The sequence below is a fragment of the Aestuariibius sp. HNIBRBA575 genome, assembly GCF_040932005.1.
In the GTDB taxonomy this organism is placed as follows: domain Bacteria; phylum Pseudomonadota; class Alphaproteobacteria; order Rhodobacterales; family Rhodobacteraceae; genus CANLNM01.
Window position 1 is genome coordinate 378008 of sequence record NZ_CP162414.1, and the last position, 18949, is coordinate 396956.

Consider the following 18949-nt stretch of genomic DNA (forward strand, 5'->3'; position numbering starts at 1 on the left):
AAATTAAGCCTGAAGTTTCACTTGCTTACCAAGTCGCAGTCCTTTGGAATGCGTAACGCTACCTATGTCAATCGGTATCGCCGACGACGTTTCGTAACGTATCAGAAAACCGATTGCTATAACAAATTTTTTATCGTATCCGTTGCCCATGACATAAACGACCGATGGTAGGAGGCTCCCTTGGCCAAGACGCTTTACGATAAAATATGGGACACACATGTGGTGGCCCAGAACGCCGCCGGGGCTACAATTCTGTACATTGACCAGCAGTTCCTGCACGAGGTGACCAGTGCGCCCGCCTTCGACACTATCGAACGCGAAGGCCATGCGGTTCGCCGCCCCGAAGCAACGCTCGCCGTGGCTGATCACAACATTCCGACCCATGTTGGACGCACCGACGAAACCGACGATCCGGAGGCGGCTTTGCAACTGCAACTGATCCGCCAGTACTCGGCGCGGCATAAACTTGATTATTACGGGTATGACGATATCCGGCAGGGTGTGGTGCATGTGGTGGGCCCAGAGCAGGGGCTGACTCAGCCGGGCATGACCATCGTCTGCGGCGACAGCCACACCTCGACCCATGGCGCCTTCGGGGCGCTGGCCTTTGGCATCTGTACCTCGGAAATAGAGCACGTTCTGGCCACGCAGACGTTGATTCAGCAGAAATCGAAGACCATGGCGATCTGCATCGAAGGGGCCTTGCCGCACGGTGTGACCGCCAAGGATGTGATCCTAAACGTGATCGGCCGCATCGGGGCTAACGGGGCCACAGGCTATGTCATCGAATTCTGCGGTCAGGTGATCCGCGACATGTCGATGGAGGCGCGCATGACAGTGTGCAACATGGCCATCGAGGCCGGAGCGCGCTCGGGTCTGGTCGCGCCGGACGAAAAGACCTTTGCCTACCTGCGCGGTCGTCCACAGGCGCCCGGAGATCAGGACTGGGATGCGGCTTTGACCTATTGGGCCCAGTTCCACAGCGACGATGACGCAGCATTTGACCGTGTGGTCGAAATCGACGCAGCCGATATCGTGCCCATGGTCACATGGGGCACCAGCCCGGAAGACGTGGTGCCGGTGGTCGGGGCCGTTCCCGAAGCGACTACGGACATGGCCGAGGCTCGCCGCTTTTCGCTGCGCGACTCACTTGATTACATGGGACTGGAGGAAGGTCAGAAGATCACCGAGATCCCGCTTGACCGCGTCTTCATCGGCTCTTGCACCAACAGCCGGATCGAGGACCTGCGCGAGGTCGCCCGCGTGGTGCGCGGGCGCAAGGTTGCCGACAGCGTCAAGGCCATCATCGTGCCGGGCTCAGGTCTGGTGAAGCTTCAGGCCGAAGCCGAGGGTCTGCACGAGGTCTTCAAGGACGCCGGTTTCGACTGGCGCGAGGCCGGATGCTCGATGTGCCTTGGCATGAACGCCGACCGTCTGCAGGACGGCGAGCGCTGTGCCTCTACCTCGAACCGCAATTTCAAGGGGCGGCAGGGTCTGGGTGGACGGACCCACCTTGTCAGCCCGGCCATGGCCGCCGCCGCTGCGGTTGCAGGCCATTTCGTAGACATCCGCAACTGGGAGGCCTGAGCCATGGAAAAATTCAGCAAGGTTACCGGGATCGCGGCACCGATGCCGTGGGACAATGTCAACACCGACATGATCAGCCCCAAACATGTGATGAAAGCGGTCAAGAAGACCGGCCTCGCCTGGGGGTTCTTTCAGGAGTACCGCTTTGGTCGAGATGGTGCGGTGAAGCCGGACTTCGTTCTGAACAAAGCCCCTTGGGACAAGGCGTCGATCATTGTGTCGCTTGAAAACTGGGGCTGCGGCTCGTCGCGGGAACACGCACCTTGGGCAATGCGCGATTATGGAATCCGCAGCGTGATCGCGCTGTCCTTCGCCGACATCCATTACAACAACTGCTTCAAGAACGGCATTCTGCCAGTGCGCCTCCCTGTCGAAGAGCTGAATCGCGTGATGCAGGCCGCCGAAGCCGGGGAAGCGGTGACGGTTGATCTGACCACCTGTCAGGTCACATTGGCGGATGGCACGGCCTTTGGCTTTGAGGTCGACGCGGTGCGCCGCGATGCCCTGCTGAACGGTCAGGACGAAATCGACCAGACCAAGACGCAGATGACCGAGATCGAAGGCTTCGAGGCACGTCATCGTCGAGACGTGCCGTGGCTCTTTGACCGGCACCCAAAGGTTGTGGCCAAGGTTGAGCCGGTGGCCTGACGGCCTCTCGTCAAACGCGGCCGCATCCCAGTGTTTCATGGTGTGCGGCCGCACCGGTCGTGGTCGGGCACAGTGATTGCAGACCGTGACGAATGCCTGCCGCTCCGTTTGTAGCGCTGTCGAACTGGTGGGAGACCAAGCCGCTATTTCATAGCTTTTCCTTAAGCGCTTCGTAAGGCGTTTTGCCGTTGTGAGCGCCTAGCAAGGTTATAAAACCGCTCCCATTCTTCACGTTTGGCTTAGGGATCGACATCGTCTTTGTAGCTGAGAAGTTGGTAGAACTCCAGCTGGTCGGACCGGTGTAATCGCTCGACCTTCCCGTTGAGCCTTGGTGAGCTTGGCTTGATGTTGGCGTGACGGATGCCCTTGTCCTCGACATGCCAGTGGAACTTGGCCTGGAACTCATGGCCGTTATCGGTCCTGTTCTCGCGGATCCGAAACGGAAACTTCTCAATAACGTAATCGACAAAATTCAACGCATTTGCCTGAGTATGCCGGTCATAGATTTTGAGCGCGCGAACACGGGTTGCGTCATCGATTGCAGTGAATTGAAAGCGCCTGATCTTCTTGCCATGGTTTCCTTGTAACGTCAGGAGCTTAACGTCCATCTGGATGTGGTGACCAGGGACCTGTTTGTTGTAACGCTTGGTGTGGACCTTGCGCACCCTAGTTCCGTGTGGGAGTCGGTTCAGTCCATGGCGCCGGAGAATGCGGTAGACGCCTGCATCGGAAATTTAGATGCAGTGATCGCGCGCCAGATACTAGACGATCAAAATAGGCCCGATATGGTAATTGCGGCGCAGGTACAAAACTTTTTCAACGATCTCGGGTGGCGTTTGATTGACTGGGTTCTTTGGAAAGGTTTTGGCATTCTTCAGCCCTTCCTCTCCTCGGGACCGATACGCAGCCCGCCATCGATAAAAGCTGGGCTTACCGATCCCAAAATAGCGGCAGCTCTTGCTCACACAGCCGATCTTATCAGCATGTTGCAGAACCCGAAGTTTACGTTGGATCTCTCATTGATCGTCTGTCATGAAAACTTCCTCCCTCCCAAACTTGGGATGCTATCGGAAGTCTCCCGCGAGCCCGTACATTTCTACACGAGTGGCAATAACATGATTTTTCAAAGCTGACATTGGTTTATTGTGCAGCATTGGTCAAAGTGGGCTCGAAAACAGTTTTCGTCGCCTGCGGCGCGGATGTCCGTACCTGGGCTGCGAACGACAGCTCATCAGCCAAGACCGAAGAAGCTCAAGAGTTTGCCCCGCTTCACCGATTTCCTGTTCCGAAGCGCGCACACCAAGGTGATTGCGGCACCGGCATTCGGCGGCTCCGAGCCCATAACGACTGACGCTGCACGACGCACGAATGTCAGCTCCTGACCTGCTGAAAGAGCTAGCTTGCCAACAAAGATATTTCGTCCGTCGCGACGTTCTCGCTTCGCACGATCGATCCGTGGCACGGGATGATCATTGGGGGTTTATCCGCAGCAGAACGATCCCGTAGCCATGCGGCATACACATCCTTGTCTTTGATCCCATAGGTTGGGAATGTGCCCAGCATTTCGACTGCCTGTCCGACGTGTCCCACTTTAGCAACGGCCATCTAAAGTCGTGGTAGCCCCCACATTTCAGACGAAAATCGACTGAAAGCACATCAGAAGGATATTAGGCGCGATGAACGGAAAGTTCGCTTTGAGCGATTGCGCCACAGACGAGATACCGGCATGTCTAAGCGAACTTACATTGCCACCTAGGCTGGCGCTATATACTCGGTGTCCGCGATCCCGGCCATCCGAGTTAGGACGTCGTCGCCCAGCTGCATCAACCAGTAAAGCAAGTCGATGAAAACCCAGTTCTCGGCCAGTTTTTCGCCCTCGCGGCGGTAGATATCAATCACGCGGAATTCACATGCCTTGTCTGTTCCCGGCATCCCCATGAACCCACCATGTAGTTTGGCCGTGAAATTCGGCCAGCCAAAGAACCCGCCGTAGTGTCCCTCAGCCAGACGTGCCACATGGCCCGTGGACGAGCGATCATAGAACGCTGCGCGAAACGGGCCCGAATGTTGCTTGGCATAGCGTTCGATCGTGTAGGCCGCTCCGATACCTGTTGGGCCCCACCAAATCATGTCGTCGTGCCAAGTACGCGCCAATTCTTCCTCCAAGGGAAGACCCAATTGCCATGTTCCCAAATCGCCAATCATCGCATTGATCGCGGCCAACGTCGCCTCGCCCTCTGCCACGGGCTGCACGTTATGCAAAAGCCCGCCATGGGTCATCGGACCGGGCTGGACCAATTGCGCCGCCGTTTGCGGCGGAAACGGGTTTTGGCCCGCCTGCACCATCAGATGGGGGATATCGACGTGCAGCATTGTCTCGGCGATCTTGCCGTTCTCGATGCGGTTAAACTCGCAATAGCGCAGCATGGTGATCTTGTTGTTTGGCCGAATGCCCAGCCAAACCGCATCAAACAGCCCCATCAGATGCCCCATGGACACGACCCAGACCCCTTTGCCCACGGTGTTTTCGCCCGCAAAGAAGACATCCTCGCGCCGCTGCAAACGTGTGAGGGATGCCAATAATGGCCCCCAAAACACCCGCGCTACGTCGCCAGCACCGTGTTGCTCATAAAAGGGGTGCATTCCGCGCCAGTGCCAATCGGGGGTCGTATGGGTGGCAAGCACGTCCCCGATCGTTTCTGGGCTCGCACCTTTCATGTCCGCGTACAGCGCGCGCACAACTGCCTTTTGGTCCTGAAACATCTCTTATCCCTTAACAGCGCCTGCTGTCAGACCTGACACGATCTGGCGTTGGAAGAACAGGATCAACACAAACAATGGCGCCGTAGCCGACACAACGGCCGCGACCGCAAACATGACGTTGCCTTTGGTTTGCGTGGTGCCAAGGAAGGACGCAATTTTCGGGATCATGGTCTGGTTTTCCTGATCCAGCAGCATCGCCGCCACAGGAAAATCGTTGTACGCCAACAAAAAGCTGAACAGCCCCGTCGTGATGACACCGGGCCACATCACCGGCAGAATAACATGGCGGAACGCCTGAAGCCTGTTACACCCGTCCACCATTGCGCTTTCATCAAGATCTTTTGGAATATTGCGGAAAAAGGACGTCATCATCCACAGGCTGAACGGCTGGTTGATGGCGACCAGAACGATGATTGTGGTCCCCAATCGCCCCCAAAGGTTCCATTCATAAAACGGCAAAAGATAACCGGACACCAGTGTGATCTGCGGCATAGCGCGGAACATCAACGCCGCGATCAATATCCAAAACGCATAATTATATGTGGACCGTGACAGCGCGTATCCGGCAAGGGTGCTCAACGTTAACGAAATCGTCACCACACAGAAGCAGACGATCGAAGTGTTCATCACGGCGCGGCCGAATTCTTCGGTGACCCAAGCGCCGTAATATCCGTCGCCGGTAAAGGACCCACCGGTCTCGATCCTCGTCGACTCTCCTGTCAGGGCATATGCCCAGTTCGCCTTTGAAAAGAAATCACCCTCGACTTTGAAGGATCCCCAAAGGGTCCACAAGAATGGGAAGGCCGCCATAATCACCCAAAGGACCAAAAACCCTGTCAGGATTATCCGAAGTGACGTCGGCTGTTTACGGGGGTTGGCTGTGCTCATCGGTCAGGCTCTCTTGAAATCGCGCCACGTGCGCACAAGGACAGGGAAAAGAAGAATACCGACGCACAACACTGTCAAAAGTGAGGTCGTCGCGGCCGAGTTCAGCAAACGCGTCTCTCCACCAAGATCCGAAAAAATATAGGTCGAAAGAGATTGCGCATGCGCTTCTGCATTGAACGAAATCAGCGGTTCAAAGACGCGAAAATTATCCATAAGCTGGATCAGCGCCACAAACGTCACAAGCGGCATGATGTGCGGGATCGTCACAAACCGCACCCGTTGCCAACGGTTCGCACCATCAATCATCGCCGCTTCGTCTGCGTCCTGACTGACCGATTGCAAGCCGGCGTAAAACACCACAAAGGCGAAAGGCGCCGCATGCCAAATTCCGTAGACCATCAGCATGATCCACATCATTGGCGTTGATGCTTTGACACTTAAATCAGGGTTGCCTGCTAACGCCTGGATTGCATGCCCCAAAACACCGCGTGCGTCTACCATCCAGAACAATACCAGCGACCCGACCAGCGGGGTTATGATGAATGGAAGCAATGACACAAAGATCAATGGACCTTTGATCGCGCGCGACGCGGAGTTCACTGCAATCGCGATTGCAAATCCAAGAACAATCGTCAGCGGCGTAACAATGAAGGTAAAAGTTAGAGTGAAAACAATGGCACTGTAGAATGGCAGGTTCATCACCTTAGTCCACCAGTCGCCCCATCCAGTTGATGTGCGCCAGGCTTCTCCCATTTCGGAAAACGCCAAATGTCCACGGTTGGTGTAGTTCTCAAAGCCTACGAAGCGGCCCAGCGGTTGTGCTTCACGAAGGGCAAGGGTCTGCTCTTGATTGACAGAAGTTGTCTGGGTGCACCCAAACGGCCCGCAGGTTTCAACGACCTCCATGACTTGTTCATGCTGTGCGTGAAAAGACTGCAAAACAACCGAGATGACCGGGAAAACGATTAATAGCAGCATAGCCAGAAGCGACGGTGCGACGAATGTCAGGAATGTTCGATGGTTCACGACTTGCCCTCGGTTATCTCGCACGCAAACGTGCTTGAGTTAGTACGTTTCTCGTGGTGTGAGCGGCGCACACCGTGCACCGCTCTTTCTTTTTAGGATCGCTTACTGGGTTACGAAGCCAGCTTCGACAGCCGCAGCGGTGTAGGCTGCTTCGACATCGGCCAGTGCCTGCTCAGCAGACTCGTTACCTTGCATAAAGTCAGCCAGTTCCGCACCCAAAGCAGTGTGAAGCAGGCCTTGGAATGGAACCATCGGGTATGGCTTGGACCCAGCGGACACGGCAGCAAGAACGCCTTCGTTGATCGGCTGTGGTTCAAACCCGTCGATCAGCCAAACGGCTTGCCCCATGGTTTCATCGTTCAGCAATGCAGGGGATACCCCGTATGCCATTGCCTGGAACGTCGCAGCAGCATCTTCGTCGCTAATGTTCTTGGCCACGGTCCAGCCGTCCCACCACAATGTCGTCGCTGGAATGCCGCTGTCGCCAACCATCAATGGGCCGGCCACTTTGGTGTTTGAATAAACTTCTTCGGCAGAGCCTTCGTCGTCCATCAATACGCCCGTACGTGAGCCCCACATGTTCATCAGCGCCACGTTGCCTGCTTCCCATTCCGCAGACGTCGCGTTGGAGTCATGCGTCAGGAAGTCAGGACTCATGTATTCAGACAGCGCCTTCATCATTTCCAGCGTGGCAACACCAGCTTCGTTGTTGACGGAAACATTCGCTGTGCCTGGCTCAAAGAATTCACCGCCGTGGCCGATATACATGTTGTTGAATTCCTGCGCGAGGTTCCAACCCGAAGCATAAGCACCACCCAATGGGTTTTCCATGATGCCCGCATCCCGGATCGCCGCGGCTGCCGTTAGCATTTCTTCGTATGATGTTGGGATTTCCAGACCGACCTGCTCTAGTACGTCTTCGCGATACACAAGCGTCTGCGCGTTCGCCATGAACGCAATCGCCATTACATTTCCGTCTACCGAAATCTGCATATGGTTTGGGATATCCGCACCGTATTCAGCAACCAAATCATCAAGCGGGCGCACAACATCTTCGTTGATCAGTGCAACAATAGACGAGTTCGCAACAATCGCTGTTGTGTACGCCGCGGGGTCGCCCTGCATACCAGGCAAGTTTAGTGTCTGGTGATCGGCAGTAAGGTTTGCCTCTGCGTCCAGACCGTCACATGTCTGGGCCAAAGCAGCTATAGAATGGATGGCTGGAAATTCGTTTCCGATGATGCTTAACCGGCCTTCCGCGGTACATCCATGACCATCCGCAAATGCTACCGTGCCCATTGTCAGGGCGGCAGCTGTGGCCCCCATCAGTTTGGTAAATTTGGTCATTATAGTCTCCCTAATGGTTCAGATCGTATTTCGCTTTTCGTTGGGCGCACTGATTCTAGCGAATCAAAAAACGCCATGCATACGTTTGCAATCAAATGACCATCATGACCACAAAGCAAGTGAAAAATAGGGCGAGTCAGAAAAAGCCAAAAATGCTGCGACTGCGAAATAGACTTAATGAAATAAGGGGAAAGAAAGAACTTGCGCAGACAATAGAATCAGAATTACACCTGTTGCATACGTTTGCAAGAAAGGCGCTCACATGGCCGAAATTCAGCTCAAGAATGTTCACAAACGCTGGGGCAGTTTTGTCGGCGTCGAGGACTTCGACCTTACCATTGCGGATCAGGAGTTCCTCGTCCTTCTTGGCCCGTCAGGTTGCGGCAAGACAACGACTATGCGGATGATCGCAGGGCTAGAAGACCCTACTGAGGGCGACATCCTCGTGGATGGGAAGCGTATCAACGACCTTGAACCCAAAGACCGCGATTGCGCCATGGTGTTCCAGTCATACGCGCTCTACCCCAACCTCGATGTCTACGAAAATATCCGCTTCCCGCTGCGCATGCGCAAGGTTCCTTCGTCCGAACATAAAGAACGCGTCATGCGTGCTTCGGCGATGGTCGAGCTTGACGATTTCCTGCACCGTAAACCCGCAGAACTCTCTGGTGGTCAACGTCAACGCGTGGCCTTGGCCCGTGCTATCGTGCGCCAGCCCAACGTTTTTCTGATGGACGAACCGCTGTCCAACCTCGACGCCAAGTTGCGGGTTTCTACCCGCGCCCAGATCAAGAACTTGAGCCACGAATTAAAAGTCACCACGATCTATGTGACACACGACCAGATCGAAGCCATGACATTGGCGGATCGTGTTGTCGTCATGTCAGCGGGTGTTGTTCAACAGGTCGGCTCTCCGACGGAAATATACGACAATCCAGCCAATACCTTCGTAGCCAGCTTCATCGGCTCGCCCGCAATGAACCTGCTTGAGGGCACGATTGAGGGGGGCACTTTCACAGGTAAAGACGTCACAGTTACCGGCCTCGACAGCACCCACTCTGGCCCAGTCACACTGGGCTACCGCGCCGAAGATGCCGCTATTGGTGGTGATGCACCATCCGTGAACGCGCCGGTCTATTCCATGGAGTTGCTGGGCGATGCCACAATGGTCACATTCCGCATCGGCGGCACAATCGCGACCGTGAAGGCCGACAAAGAGTTTCGCGCCGAGATCGGCGAAACTGTCGCCGCGACAATTCCTGCTGCGACCTGCCATCTCTTTGACGCCACAACAGGTGAGCGGCTGTAAGCCGCTCGACCCGACAAACCTGTAACTGCCACGCCCGAGGAAACCCGCACATGACGATCCGCCATTTGAAAACCGCCCGCTCTGCCGCCGCCCGCGCCGAAGACGACGCCAAAACCCGCGCTATCGTCGAAGCTGGCCTGAAGGAGATCGAAACCAAAGGCGACGCGGCTGTACGCGAGATGTCGGTGAAGTTCGACAATTACGACCGCGAGAGTTACCGCCTAACGCAGGCCGAGATCGACGCCCTTATCGCGAAGGTATCTCCGCGGGAAATGGCGGATATCAAGTTCGCCCAAGAACAGGTACGTGCCTTCGCGCAACACCAACGCGACTCCATGTTGGATATCGAAGTTGAAACCATGCCTGGCGTGATCTTGGGGCACAAAAACATTCCCGTTCAGTCCGTTGGCTGCTACGTGCCCGGTGGCAAGTTTCCAATGGTCGCTTCTGCCCATATGTCCGTCGCGACCGCATCTGTCGCCAAAGTCCCGCGCATAATCGCCGCAACCCCCCCGTTCAAAGGCGAACCCAACCCGGCAGTGATCGCCGCCATGCACCTTGGTGGGGCGCACGAAATCTATGTCATGGGCGGTATCCAAGCGATCGGCGCCATGGCCATCGGAACCGAAACAATTGACCCCGTCCACATGCTCGTCGGCCCCGGTAACGCCTTTGTCGCCGAAGCCAAACGCCAGCTTTTCGGGCGCGTCGGCATTGATCTTTTTGCTGGCCCAACTGAAACCATGGTCATCGCGGATGAGACCGCCGCCGATGGTGAACTCTGCGCGACGGATCTTCTGGGCCAAGCTGAACACGGCTACAACTCTCCCGCCGTTCTACTCACCAACTCCGAAAAACTCGCAAACGACACGCTGGCCGAAATCGACCGCCTCCTTGCCATCATCCCAACCGCTGACACCGCTGGCAAAAGCTGGGAAGATTACGGTGAGGTCATCGTCTGCGACACCTATGACGAGATGCTGCACGTCGCCGACGACATCGCGTCCGAGCATGTGCAAGTCATGACCGACCGCGACGACTGGTTCCTCGAAAAGATGACCTGCTACGGCGCCCTGTTCCTCGGCCCACGCACCAACGTGTCCAATGGTGACAAAGTCATCGGCACCAACCACACCCTCCCCACCAAAAAAGCGGGTCGTTACACGGGCGGCCTTTGGGTTGGTAAGTTTTTGAAAACGCACAGCTATCAGAAAATCACCACGGACGAAGCGGCCACATTAGTTGGCGAATACGGTTCACGCCTTTGCATGCTCGAAGGCTTCGTGGGGCACGCCGAACAATGCAACATCCGCGTGCGCCGTTACGGGGGGATCAATGTCCCCTACGGCACCGGCGCGCCTTACCGCGAGGCCGCCGAGTGACAAACCATCCCATCCTCCAACCCTTCCAGAACGCCCTGACAAGCGTCACAGAAGAGGCCCGAGCAGCCATCACAAAAGTGGTCGCACCTGACGCGCGAATGAGCCTTTGCCATCCTTTCGGCGAGATCAAAGGCGCCGACCTTTACGATACCCTCTATGCGCCTCTCCTAAACGCGATGCCCGACCTTGAACGCCGCGATATGATCGTACTTTCCGGCACGACGCCGGAAGGTCAGGACTGGGTCGGTTGCATGGGCAACTACATGGGCACGATGACAAAGGCATGGTCGATCAACGGCCACCACATCCCACCAACCGGCCACCTTACCCATATGCGCTATCACGAGTTCTTCCGCATTGAAGACGGCCTTGTGACCGAAGCGCAAATCATCTGGGACATTCCCGAATTGATGATGCAGGCGAATGCATGGCCAATGGCCCCGCAATTGGGCAAATTCCTTTGCACGCCCGCGCCCATGACGCAAGATGGGCTTACTGTGACGGGCGATGGCCAAGCCACAATGGACCACGTCATCGCGATGCTCACAGACCTGTGCAAACATCCAGCCCAAGGCGGCCCCGAGGTCATGAACCTCGAAACGTACTGGCACCCGCGTTTCAACTGGTACGGACCCGCAGGGATCGGCACCGGACGCGGCATCGCGGGCTTTCGAAACTGGCATCAGATCCCATTTTTGCGCGCCATGCCGGACCGCAAACTCGACGCATTGGGTGATCTTATGTCCCACTGGTTCGCCCAAGGGGACTATGTCTGTGAAACAGGCTGGCCCAATATGCGCCTGACCATTACAAATGATGGCTGGATGGGCATCGCGCCCGCCAACACCGAAGTCCTGCTGCGTTCCCTCGACTTCTGGCGCATGGAAGACGGCAAAATCCGCGAAAACTGGGTTCTGGTCGATCTCCTCGATCTCTACGCCCAATGTGGTGTTGACGTTCTCGGCCGAATGTCTGAATTCAATAAAGCCCGAAACCTGGGCCCCATCATCCTACCAGAATGCGAATTCGTTTGACCTTTCCCCGCACACCTTCCATGCGCCTTGACGGAAAACGCGCGCTCGTCACCGGTGCCACTTCCGGCATCGGCGAAGGTTGCGCCGTGGCACTGGCCGAGGCCGGCGCCCACGTCACGCTGGTGGCCCGCACTGCGGCAGCGGTCGAGAAACAGGCGACGGCGTTCCAGTCGAACGGTTGGGATGCCGCGGCGCTACCGCTCGATATTTCAGACATCGCCGCGAGCGAAGCCACAATTGCTGCCCACGGTCCATTCGACATCCTCGTCAACTCTGCTGGCCTCGCCCGTCACAGCCCCTCGACAGACACAACTCAATCCGATTTCGACGCCGTCACCGACCTCAACGTCAAGGCTGCGTATTTCCTCACCCGCGCTGTGGCCAAAGGCCTAATCGACGTGGGAAAACCTGGCTCCCTCATCAACATCTCGTCCCAAATGGGTCACGTCGGCGGCGTTGACCGCGCTGTTTATTGCGCCACCAAACACGCACTCGAAGGCATGACGAAAAGCATGGCCATCGAATGGGCCCCGCACCAAATCCGCGTCAACACCATCTGCCCAACCTTCATCCGCACACCCCTAGCCGAGCAAACCCTTGCTATCCCTGAACGCCGTGCCTGGATCGAAGAAAAGATCAAACTTGGGCGTGTCGGTGAGGTGACCGATATCATGGGCGCGACCACCTTTCTTGCCTCCGACGCCGCCGCGCTGATCACGGGCACACATCTCATTATCGATGGAGGTTGGACAGCTGACTAATGGGTGCAAAGATCACCTCACTTCAAGTTGCTAAACTGGCAGGTGTCAGCCAATCTGCGGTCAGCCGCGTTTTTTCGGGCGCATCGGCCAGCCCCGAAACCGCCAAGAAAGTAAAAAAAGCCGCCAAGCAGCTCGGCTACCGCCCCAATGTATTGGCCCGCGCCATGATTACCGGCAAGTCGCGCATCATCGGGCTGATCGTTGCCTACCTCGATAACCAATTCTACCCCGAAGCCCTCGAACGCCTGTCCAATGCTCTTCAGGCGCAGGGCTATCACATCCTGATATTCACGGTCCCCAATTCCACCGACGGCATCGAAAGCGTCGTACAAGACCTGCTCGATTATCAGGTCGAAGGCATCATCGCCGCTTCTGTCTCGATGTCCTCGGGTCTCACCGATCTCTGTGTCAAAGCGGGTATTCCCGTGGTCCTATTTAACCGTGGACAGCCCGGTAGCGGTCTTTCGGCGGTCACCTCGGCCAACATGAAGGGCGCGGCGATGGCAACGCAAGCGCTCATCGACGCAGGGCACCAACGCATCGCCCATATCGCAGGCTGGGAAGGTTCTCTTACGGGGCGCGACCGCCAGCAAGGGTTCGAAGAGGCCATGTCCAACGCTGACCTGACGCCTTTCGCAATCATCGACGGCATGTATAAGCGCGACATTGCAGCCGCCACCGCGCGCCAGCTGATGACGGGCGAAACCCATCCTGACGCGATTTTCGTGGGCAACGACCATATGGCCTTCGCCGTTATGGATGAGATCCGCCAAATGGGCTTTTCGATCCCCAATGACGTCGCGATCATCGGCTACGACGATGTGCCTCTCGCCTCTTGGCCAGCCTATGACCTCACAACCGTGCGTCAGCCCGTCAACCGCATGGTCGAGGCCACAATCGAAACACTTCTGTCTTCGATCAACGGTCAGGAAACCTATGCCCAAACTATTGAAATAGAAGGGCCTCTGATCCAAAGAGGTTCCTCACTTCCACCCAAAGGATCATCGCAATGAAGGGGTTTTCGAGCCGCTGGAAAGACTTTCCCGACTACATCATCGGCATTACCAAAGAGATTTGGGAAGACCGTGGTGTTGGTACTTTGCACGACTATTACGCCAAAGATATCGTCATCCGTACGCCCATGGGCATCTCGCGGGGGAACGACGGTGTAATGGCCGCCACCATGGCGACGATCAACGAATTTCCTGATCGCGAACTTCTCGGTGATGATGTAATCTTCTCTGATGATCCCAAATTCGGACTTCTTTCCTCCCACCGTATCATCACGCGCGCCACCCACACCCAGGACGGTCAATTCGGCACAGCAACCGGCAGGCCGTGGACCGTGCGCGTCATCGCTGATTGCGCCGCCAAGAATGACTGCATTTACGACGAATGGCTGGTGCGCGACTATGGTGGGATCGTGCGCCAACTAGGGATGGACCCACGCACCTACGCGGCTCAACTCATCGAGGCTGAAGGCGGGCCCGACGCGGCGTCCAGACCGTTTACCCCGGACCAAGACATCGACGGTGGCTACAACGCACGCGGCAACGACAACGCTTGGGGCCAACGCTACGCGGACACCCTGACACGTATCATGAACCTCGATTTTCACACGATTCCAAGTGACTACGATCGCGCTGTGAACTGCGAATACGCGGGCGCGCAAACCGTTCTGTCCCATGACAGCGTTACCAAATTCTGGCTCGGTCTGCGCTCCTCTTTCCCTGATGCCAAATTCACGATCCACCACCAGATCGGCATGGACAGCGACATGCTGCCACCCCGCGCCGCGATCCGTTGGTCGCTCGATGGCACCCATTCCGGTTGGGGCACTTTCGGCAAACCGACAGGCGCCAAAGTTCACGTGATGGGCATGTGCCACGCCGAATACGGCCCCTTCGCCAACGCGGACGGCCCGCAAGATGCAACCATCCGCCGCGAATGCGCCCTCTATGACGAAATCGCGATCTGGAAACAAATACTGATGCAAGGAGCACACCAATGACACCGGTTGAAATGGAATCCCGCATCGTTCGCTACGGCGACCTGCAACCCTGCAAAACCGCCTTCATCGACGCCCACACACCGGGCAGTGACCAGAAGGAAAACTTCACGATCATTGGCGGCGGCGTCTCTGAGTCCCCTGACCAACATGTCCACATCTCAATCCCGCACGGCTTCAACATTGGCGCAGCTGGCCAGCCGCCGCGTGTGACAAATTCCTTGCACGACCATCACACGGCCGAGGCCTTCTTCGTGCTGTCGGGCAAATGGCGTTTCTTTTGGGGCCGTTGGGGTGACGCCGGTGAGATAACGCTGGCAGAGGGCGACATTTTCAACATCCCCACGGGTATCTTTCGTGGGTTTGAAAACATCGGCACAGACTACGGGATGATCATGGCGATCCTTGGCGGCGACGATGCAGGCGGTGGCGTTATGTGGGCTCCACAAGTTATCGAGAACGCCGCCGATCACGGCTTGATCCTTGGCGAAAACGGGAAACTCTACGACACCAAGCGTCAGCAAAAACTCCCTGAAGGCGTCGCGCCCATGCCGCTTATGTCTGACGAGGAACTCGCCAAACGCCCCGAACCAACCACGGCTGAAGTGCTTCCCAACCACATCGCGCGCTACTGGGATCTCATGGCATTGGCCGACAAATCCCCCGCCAAAGTTATCGGCGAAAACGGCCTGCTGCGCGACAAGCCGGGCTTCGAGGTCGATTTTATCACGCGCGCCTCAGCGTCCGAGGCCAAAACAGCGGCCAAATATCCCACCGTCCTAATGCCTATGCGCGGCTATTGGCGCGTAATTTGGGATGGCGGTACTGCAACTTTGGCTCCCGGCGATACCATGTCGGTTCCCGAAAACCTCGCCCACTCCGTCGTGCCATCCATGACCGGCGAGGCCAGCCTTTACCGCATCGTTGCCACTGGCGACCCTGCGGGCCTCACGTGGCAGGGCTGATTTTCTAATCCGGCGTAAATCCTCTAACCTCAGCAGGTTAGGGGACTACCGCAGAAATTAACCTTACCCGACCCACACGCCCCGAAAGGACCGAAATGCCCAAAATCCTAACGTCCCACGTCGGCTCTCTCCCGCGCACACAAGAGGTCGTAGATTTCATATTCGCACGCGAAAATCGCGAGGACTACGACCAAGCCGCATTTGATGCCGCGATGACCAAAGCCGTGTCAGAAACTGTTGCCAAACAAGCGGCTGCAGGCGTTGATATCGTCAGCGATGGTGAAACCTCCAAGATCAGCTATGCCACATACGTCAAAGACCGCTACACAGGTTTTGACGGCGATAGCCCCCGCAACGCGCCTGCTGACTTGAAAAAATTCCCGACTTTTCTCAAACGCTTAGCGGATGATGGCGGCACCCCGCAATACGCTCGCCCTATGTGCGTCGGCGAAGTGAAATCCAAAGGTCAGGGCGAGCTGGAAAAGGACATCGCCAACCTGAAAGCAGGCATGGCCGAACAGGGCATTGATAAAGGTTTCATGAACGCCGCCAGCCCTGGTGTTATCTCTCTATTTTTGCAGAATGATTTCTACGCGACGCGCGAAGAATACCTCGCCGCTTTGGCCGACGCGATGCGTGATGAATACCGCACGATTGTAGACAGCGGCCTTGATCTGCAACTGGACTGTCCCGACCTCGCGCTGTCCCGTCATATGCTGTTTAACGACCTCTCTGATGACGAATTCCTCAAGATCGCTGGCTCCCACGTTGAGGCTCTCAATCATGCGTTGGAAGGCATCGATCCATCCCGCGTGAGGGTCCATATTTGTTGGGGGAATTACGAAGGGCCGCACGTTTGCGACATCCCCATGTCCAAGATGTTCGACACGCTTATGTCGGTGGGGGCGAAGAAGCTGCTCTTTGAAACCAGCAACCCCCGTCACGGCCACGAATGGGTCGTCTTCCGCGACCGAAAGGCGGACATTCCCGCCGACAAAATTCTGGTTCCTGGCGTTGTCGACACCACAACCAATTTTGTTGAACATCCCGACCTTGTTCAACAGCGCCTTGAACTTTTCGTTGATATCGTTGGACATGACCGCGTGATCGCTGGATCAGATTGTGGTTTTGGAACCTTCGCCGGATTTGGGGCCGTTGACCCTGAAATTGCCTATGCGAAGCTTGCCGCGTTGTCTGCAGGGGCCGCACAAGTCAAATGACCCTTGTTCTCTTGCCCGGAATGATGTGTGACGGGCGGCTGTTCCAACACATGCCGCCCCACCAATGCATGGCCATTTCTCAATATGACACCGTTCAGGAACTGGCTGCAGATGTCCTCCAGAACGCCCCAACGTCCTTCGCCTTGGGTGGGTTGTCGATGGGCGGCATCGTCGCAATGGAGGTCATCCGGCAGGCACCTGATCGCGTCACGCGCTTGTGCCTGATGGACACCAATTGTGAGGAGGAAGCTGACACAGCAAAGGCGATGCGTCAGCCCCAAATTGACAAAGCTTTGGCTGGGCGGTTGGACAGCGTCATGCGAGACGAAATGAAACCAAACTACCTCGCCGACGGCCCGCGCCATGCAGAAATTCTAGACCTCTGCATGGAGATGGCGTTAGACCTTGGCCCTGAGGTATTCGCTCGCCAATCTGCGGCATTGCGTGATCGTCCAGATCAGAAGAAAACTCTTGAAAGCTGGGACAAACCCACGCTGATCCTTACCGGAGCTCAAGACCGACTTTGCCCGCTGCATCGTCACGAATTGATGGCGGAACTGATGCCTCAAGCAGCGTTAACTATTATTCAAGACGCCGGGCACCTCCCCACACTAGAACGCCCCAATGAAACCCGTGCCGCGCTATCGCGTTGGCTAGAGGAGTAATTCACATGCAAGCCTCACTACATAAGCTGCTGACCTCGGTCGACACGCCAACGGTCTGCAATGCGATCGAAGTGGCACAAGGCAAGCGCGGCTTTAACGATTTTACGCGCGGCACGATGTTGATTAACGAGCCGACCGGAGTGGTCGTCGGATATGCTAGCACCGCCAAAATCGCCGCTATCTCCCCGCCAACAGAGCCGCCCGAAATCGTGCGCGCGCGCCGCATGGCCTATTACAAACAAATGTCCGAAGCCCCACAGCCCGCAATCTGCGTCATTGAGGACGAAGACTATCCAAATGCAATCGGTGCGTTCTGGGGTGAAGTAAATACAACGATCCATAAAGGATTTGGCGTTGCTGGTACGCTGACCAATGGCGTCATGCGTGACTTGGGCGACATGGCACCCGATTATCCGGTGGTGGCAGGATCGGTTGGCCCGAGCCACGGCTTTGTTCACGTGACGGAGCTGGACACTCCGGTTCAGATTTTTGGGCTAACGATCAACCCCGGCGATCTGGTGCACGCTGATCGACACGGCGCTGTTGTGATCCCACCAGAGATTATCCCCGATCTGGAATCCGCTATCTACAAGATGCAGGAAACCGAACGATTGGTCCTTGATCCTGCCCGCGAGCCCGGCTTCGACTTCGCCGCCTTTGAGGCTGCTTGGGAGGCGTTTGAAAAGGCGCGGACTTGAAAGGTGATATGGACTAGACAGCTCTGTCCACAGTTGGTGGCAACAATGAGTCTGATAATCTCACTTAAAACGCTCTTAGGTTCCTGAGCACTGATATTAGACGCTTTTACGGTACTATTGGGGGCCTTCACCGAGAAAACGGTGGGGTTTGAAAAAAGCCAGAACAGCCTACGGCGGCGTTGTCCGCGCCCCGATTGATTGAGCCCTGCGCGGCGAAACTGTGGTTTGGGAATACCAATTTTCTGACCCTCTCAATGGCCGCTTTGGTGAATCCGCTGCGCTGCAAGAAGCGTGCCGCTGCGCGTGCGAGGAAATGCTACGTCAGCAATATCCGCAACCGCAAAAGTCCGGTTGGTCCCGCCAAGTGGACCTCTAGCATCCTATTGATTTCGCGGACGCAGCGAATGGCCGGTTCTGTGAAACTGCGCTGCGGCGTGATCGAACCCGATGAACGTCCGCTTTGGGCCGTCCTTGTTGGTGGCCGGATGCGTTGAACGGTGAATGCTGCGCTGCATCCGACGTCCGCAAAGAGCCTGTGCCGGTCATTGTGATTTTGTGCTGCGTGTGCTCGCAGCGTGAAAAATGCGGCATGAGCGAAAAAGTTCGTGCTGCCGCGCAGCGGTTCAACCAACCATTCGTGGATGTCTC

At 56.5% G+C, this 18949-nt stretch carries 17 protein-coding genes and 1 pseudogene; 12 read left to right on the forward strand and 6 right to left on the reverse strand.

What is annotated here, in order from left to right:
• Positions 1-180 precede the first annotated feature (180 nt).
• Positions 181-1587, forward strand: a complete 1407-nt coding sequence (leuC, locus tag AB1F12_RS01940; protein WP_368186186.1) for a 3-isopropylmalate dehydratase large subunit — start codon at positions 181-183, stop codon at positions 1585-1587.
• 3 nt (positions 1588-1590) lie between these two features.
• On the forward strand, positions 1591-2235 hold the full coding sequence (leuD, locus tag AB1F12_RS01945) for a 3-isopropylmalate dehydratase small subunit (RefSeq protein WP_368186187.1): 645 nt from the start codon (positions 1591-1593) through the stop codon (positions 2233-2235).
• 148 nt (positions 2236-2383) lie between these two features.
• Here the strand turns inward: leuD and AB1F12_RS01950 are convergent.
• The 6 genes and pseudogenes from AB1F12_RS01950 to AB1F12_RS01975 form a co-directional block, all read right to left on the reverse strand.
• Positions 2384-3248: pseudogene (locus AB1F12_RS01950) on the reverse strand (helix-turn-helix domain-containing protein).
• Between the two features lie 382 nt (positions 3249-3630).
• Complete coding sequence (locus AB1F12_RS01955) at positions 3631-3840, reverse strand: hypothetical protein (protein ID WP_368186189.1); 210 nt, start codon at positions 3838-3840, stop codon at positions 3631-3633.
• Between the two features lie 147 nt (positions 3841-3987).
• Positions 3988-4953, reverse strand: a complete 966-nt coding sequence (locus AB1F12_RS01960; RefSeq protein ID WP_368188220.1) for an ester cyclase — start codon at positions 4951-4953, stop codon at positions 3988-3990.
• A 48-nt stretch (positions 4954-5001) separates the two neighbouring features.
• Positions 5002-5886, reverse strand: a complete 885-nt coding sequence (locus AB1F12_RS01965) for a carbohydrate ABC transporter permease (protein WP_368186190.1) — start codon at positions 5884-5886, stop codon at positions 5002-5004.
• A 3-nt stretch (positions 5887-5889) separates the two neighbouring features.
• Complete coding sequence (locus tag AB1F12_RS01970) at positions 5890-6912, reverse strand: carbohydrate ABC transporter permease (protein ID WP_368186192.1); 1023 nt, start codon at positions 6910-6912, stop codon at positions 5890-5892.
• 102 nt (positions 6913-7014) lie between these two features.
• Positions 7015-8259 (reverse strand): ABC transporter substrate-binding protein, encoded by a 1245-nt coding sequence (locus AB1F12_RS01975; RefSeq protein WP_368186194.1) that lies wholly within the window; start codon positions 8257-8259, stop codon positions 7015-7017.
• 262 nt (positions 8260-8521) lie between these two features.
• Between AB1F12_RS01975 and AB1F12_RS01980 the strand changes: the two genes are divergently transcribed.
• The 10 genes from AB1F12_RS01980 to AB1F12_RS02025 all read left to right on the forward strand — a co-directional run bounded on the left by AB1F12_RS01980 (position 8522) and on the right by AB1F12_RS02025 (position 18301).
• Entirely contained in the window at positions 8522-9568 is a 1047-nt protein-coding gene (locus tag AB1F12_RS01980; protein ID WP_368186196.1) for an ABC transporter ATP-binding protein, read from the forward strand.
• A gap of 50 nt (positions 9569-9618) precedes the next feature.
• Positions 9619-10950, forward strand: coding sequence for a histidinol dehydrogenase (gene hisD / locus AB1F12_RS01985; RefSeq protein WP_368186198.1), 1332 nt, complete (start codon positions 9619-9621; stop codon positions 10948-10950).
• A gap of 11 nt (positions 10951-10961) precedes the next feature.
• Positions 10962-11984, forward strand: coding sequence for an ester cyclase (locus AB1F12_RS01990; RefSeq protein ID WP_368188223.1), 1023 nt, complete (start codon positions 10962-10964; stop codon positions 11982-11984).
• Positions 11981-12745: an SDR family NAD(P)-dependent oxidoreductase gene (locus AB1F12_RS01995; protein WP_368186199.1), complete on the forward strand. Its 765-nt coding sequence runs from the start codon at positions 11981-11983 to the stop codon at positions 12743-12745. Before AB1F12_RS01990 ends, AB1F12_RS01995 begins: the two co-directional genes overlap by 4 nt.
• Entirely contained in the window at positions 12745-13758 is a 1014-nt protein-coding gene (locus AB1F12_RS02000; RefSeq protein ID WP_368186200.1) for a LacI family DNA-binding transcriptional regulator, read from the forward strand. The genes AB1F12_RS01995 and AB1F12_RS02000 overlap by 1 nt, the downstream gene beginning before the upstream one ends.
• Positions 13755-14756, forward strand: a complete 1002-nt coding sequence (locus AB1F12_RS02005) for an ester cyclase (RefSeq protein ID WP_368186201.1) — start codon at positions 13755-13757, stop codon at positions 14754-14756. The genes AB1F12_RS02000 and AB1F12_RS02005 overlap by 4 nt, the downstream gene beginning before the upstream one ends.
• Positions 14753-15718 (forward strand): cupin, encoded by a 966-nt coding sequence (locus tag AB1F12_RS02010; RefSeq protein WP_368186202.1) that lies wholly within the window; start codon positions 14753-14755, stop codon positions 15716-15718. The genes AB1F12_RS02005 and AB1F12_RS02010 overlap by 4 nt, the downstream gene beginning before the upstream one ends.
• Before the next feature lie 95 nt (positions 15719-15813).
• Complete coding sequence (locus AB1F12_RS02015; RefSeq protein ID WP_368186203.1) at positions 15814-16938, forward strand: cobalamin-independent methionine synthase II family protein; 1125 nt, start codon at positions 15814-15816, stop codon at positions 16936-16938.
• Positions 16935-17603 (forward strand): alpha/beta fold hydrolase, encoded by a 669-nt coding sequence (locus tag AB1F12_RS02020; protein ID WP_368186204.1) that lies wholly within the window; start codon positions 16935-16937, stop codon positions 17601-17603. The genes AB1F12_RS02015 and AB1F12_RS02020 overlap by 4 nt, the downstream gene beginning before the upstream one ends.
• A gap of 5 nt (positions 17604-17608) precedes the next feature.
• Complete coding sequence (locus tag AB1F12_RS02025) at positions 17609-18301, forward strand: RraA family protein (RefSeq protein WP_368186206.1); 693 nt, start codon at positions 17609-17611, stop codon at positions 18299-18301.
• Positions 18302-18949: the final 648 nt, after the last annotated feature.

Excerpts from the sequence above, each read along its gene's own strand:
- leuD (WP_368186187.1), top strand. The coding sequence starts at position 1,591 with ATGGAAAAATTCAGCAAGGTTACCGGGATCGCGGCACCGATGCCGTGG.
- AB1F12_RS01955 (WP_368186189.1), bottom strand. The coding sequence starts at position 3,840 with ATGGCCGTTGCTAAAGTGGGACACGTCGGACAGGCAGTCGAAATGCTG.
- AB1F12_RS01960 (WP_368188220.1), bottom strand. The coding sequence starts at position 4,953 with ATGAAAGGTGCGAGCCCAGAAACGATCGGGGACGTGCTTGCCACCCAT.
- AB1F12_RS01965 (WP_368186190.1), bottom strand. The coding sequence starts at position 5,886 with ATGAGCACAGCCAACCCCCGTAAACAGCCGACGTCACTTCGGATAATC.
- AB1F12_RS01975 (WP_368186194.1), bottom strand. The coding sequence starts at position 8,259 with ATGACCAAATTTACCAAACTGATGGGGGCCACAGCTGCCGCCCTGACA.
- AB1F12_RS01980 (WP_368186196.1), top strand. The coding sequence starts at position 8,522 with ATGGCCGAAATTCAGCTCAAGAATGTTCACAAACGCTGGGGCAGTTTT.
- hisD (WP_368186198.1), top strand. The coding sequence starts at position 9,619 with ATGACGATCCGCCATTTGAAAACCGCCCGCTCTGCCGCCGCCCGCGCC.
- AB1F12_RS02000 (WP_368186200.1), top strand. The coding sequence starts at position 12,745 with ATGGGTGCAAAGATCACCTCACTTCAAGTTGCTAAACTGGCAGGTGTC.
- AB1F12_RS02005 (WP_368186201.1), top strand. The coding sequence starts at position 13,755 with ATGAAGGGGTTTTCGAGCCGCTGGAAAGACTTTCCCGACTACATCATC.
- AB1F12_RS02010 (WP_368186202.1), top strand. The coding sequence starts at position 14,753 with ATGACACCGGTTGAAATGGAATCCCGCATCGTTCGCTACGGCGACCTG.
- AB1F12_RS02015 (WP_368186203.1), top strand. The coding sequence starts at position 15,814 with ATGCCCAAAATCCTAACGTCCCACGTCGGCTCTCTCCCGCGCACACAA.
- AB1F12_RS02020 (WP_368186204.1), top strand. The coding sequence starts at position 16,935 with ATGACCCTTGTTCTCTTGCCCGGAATGATGTGTGACGGGCGGCTGTTC.
- AB1F12_RS02025 (WP_368186206.1), top strand. The coding sequence starts at position 17,609 with ATGCAAGCCTCACTACATAAGCTGCTGACCTCGGTCGACACGCCAACG.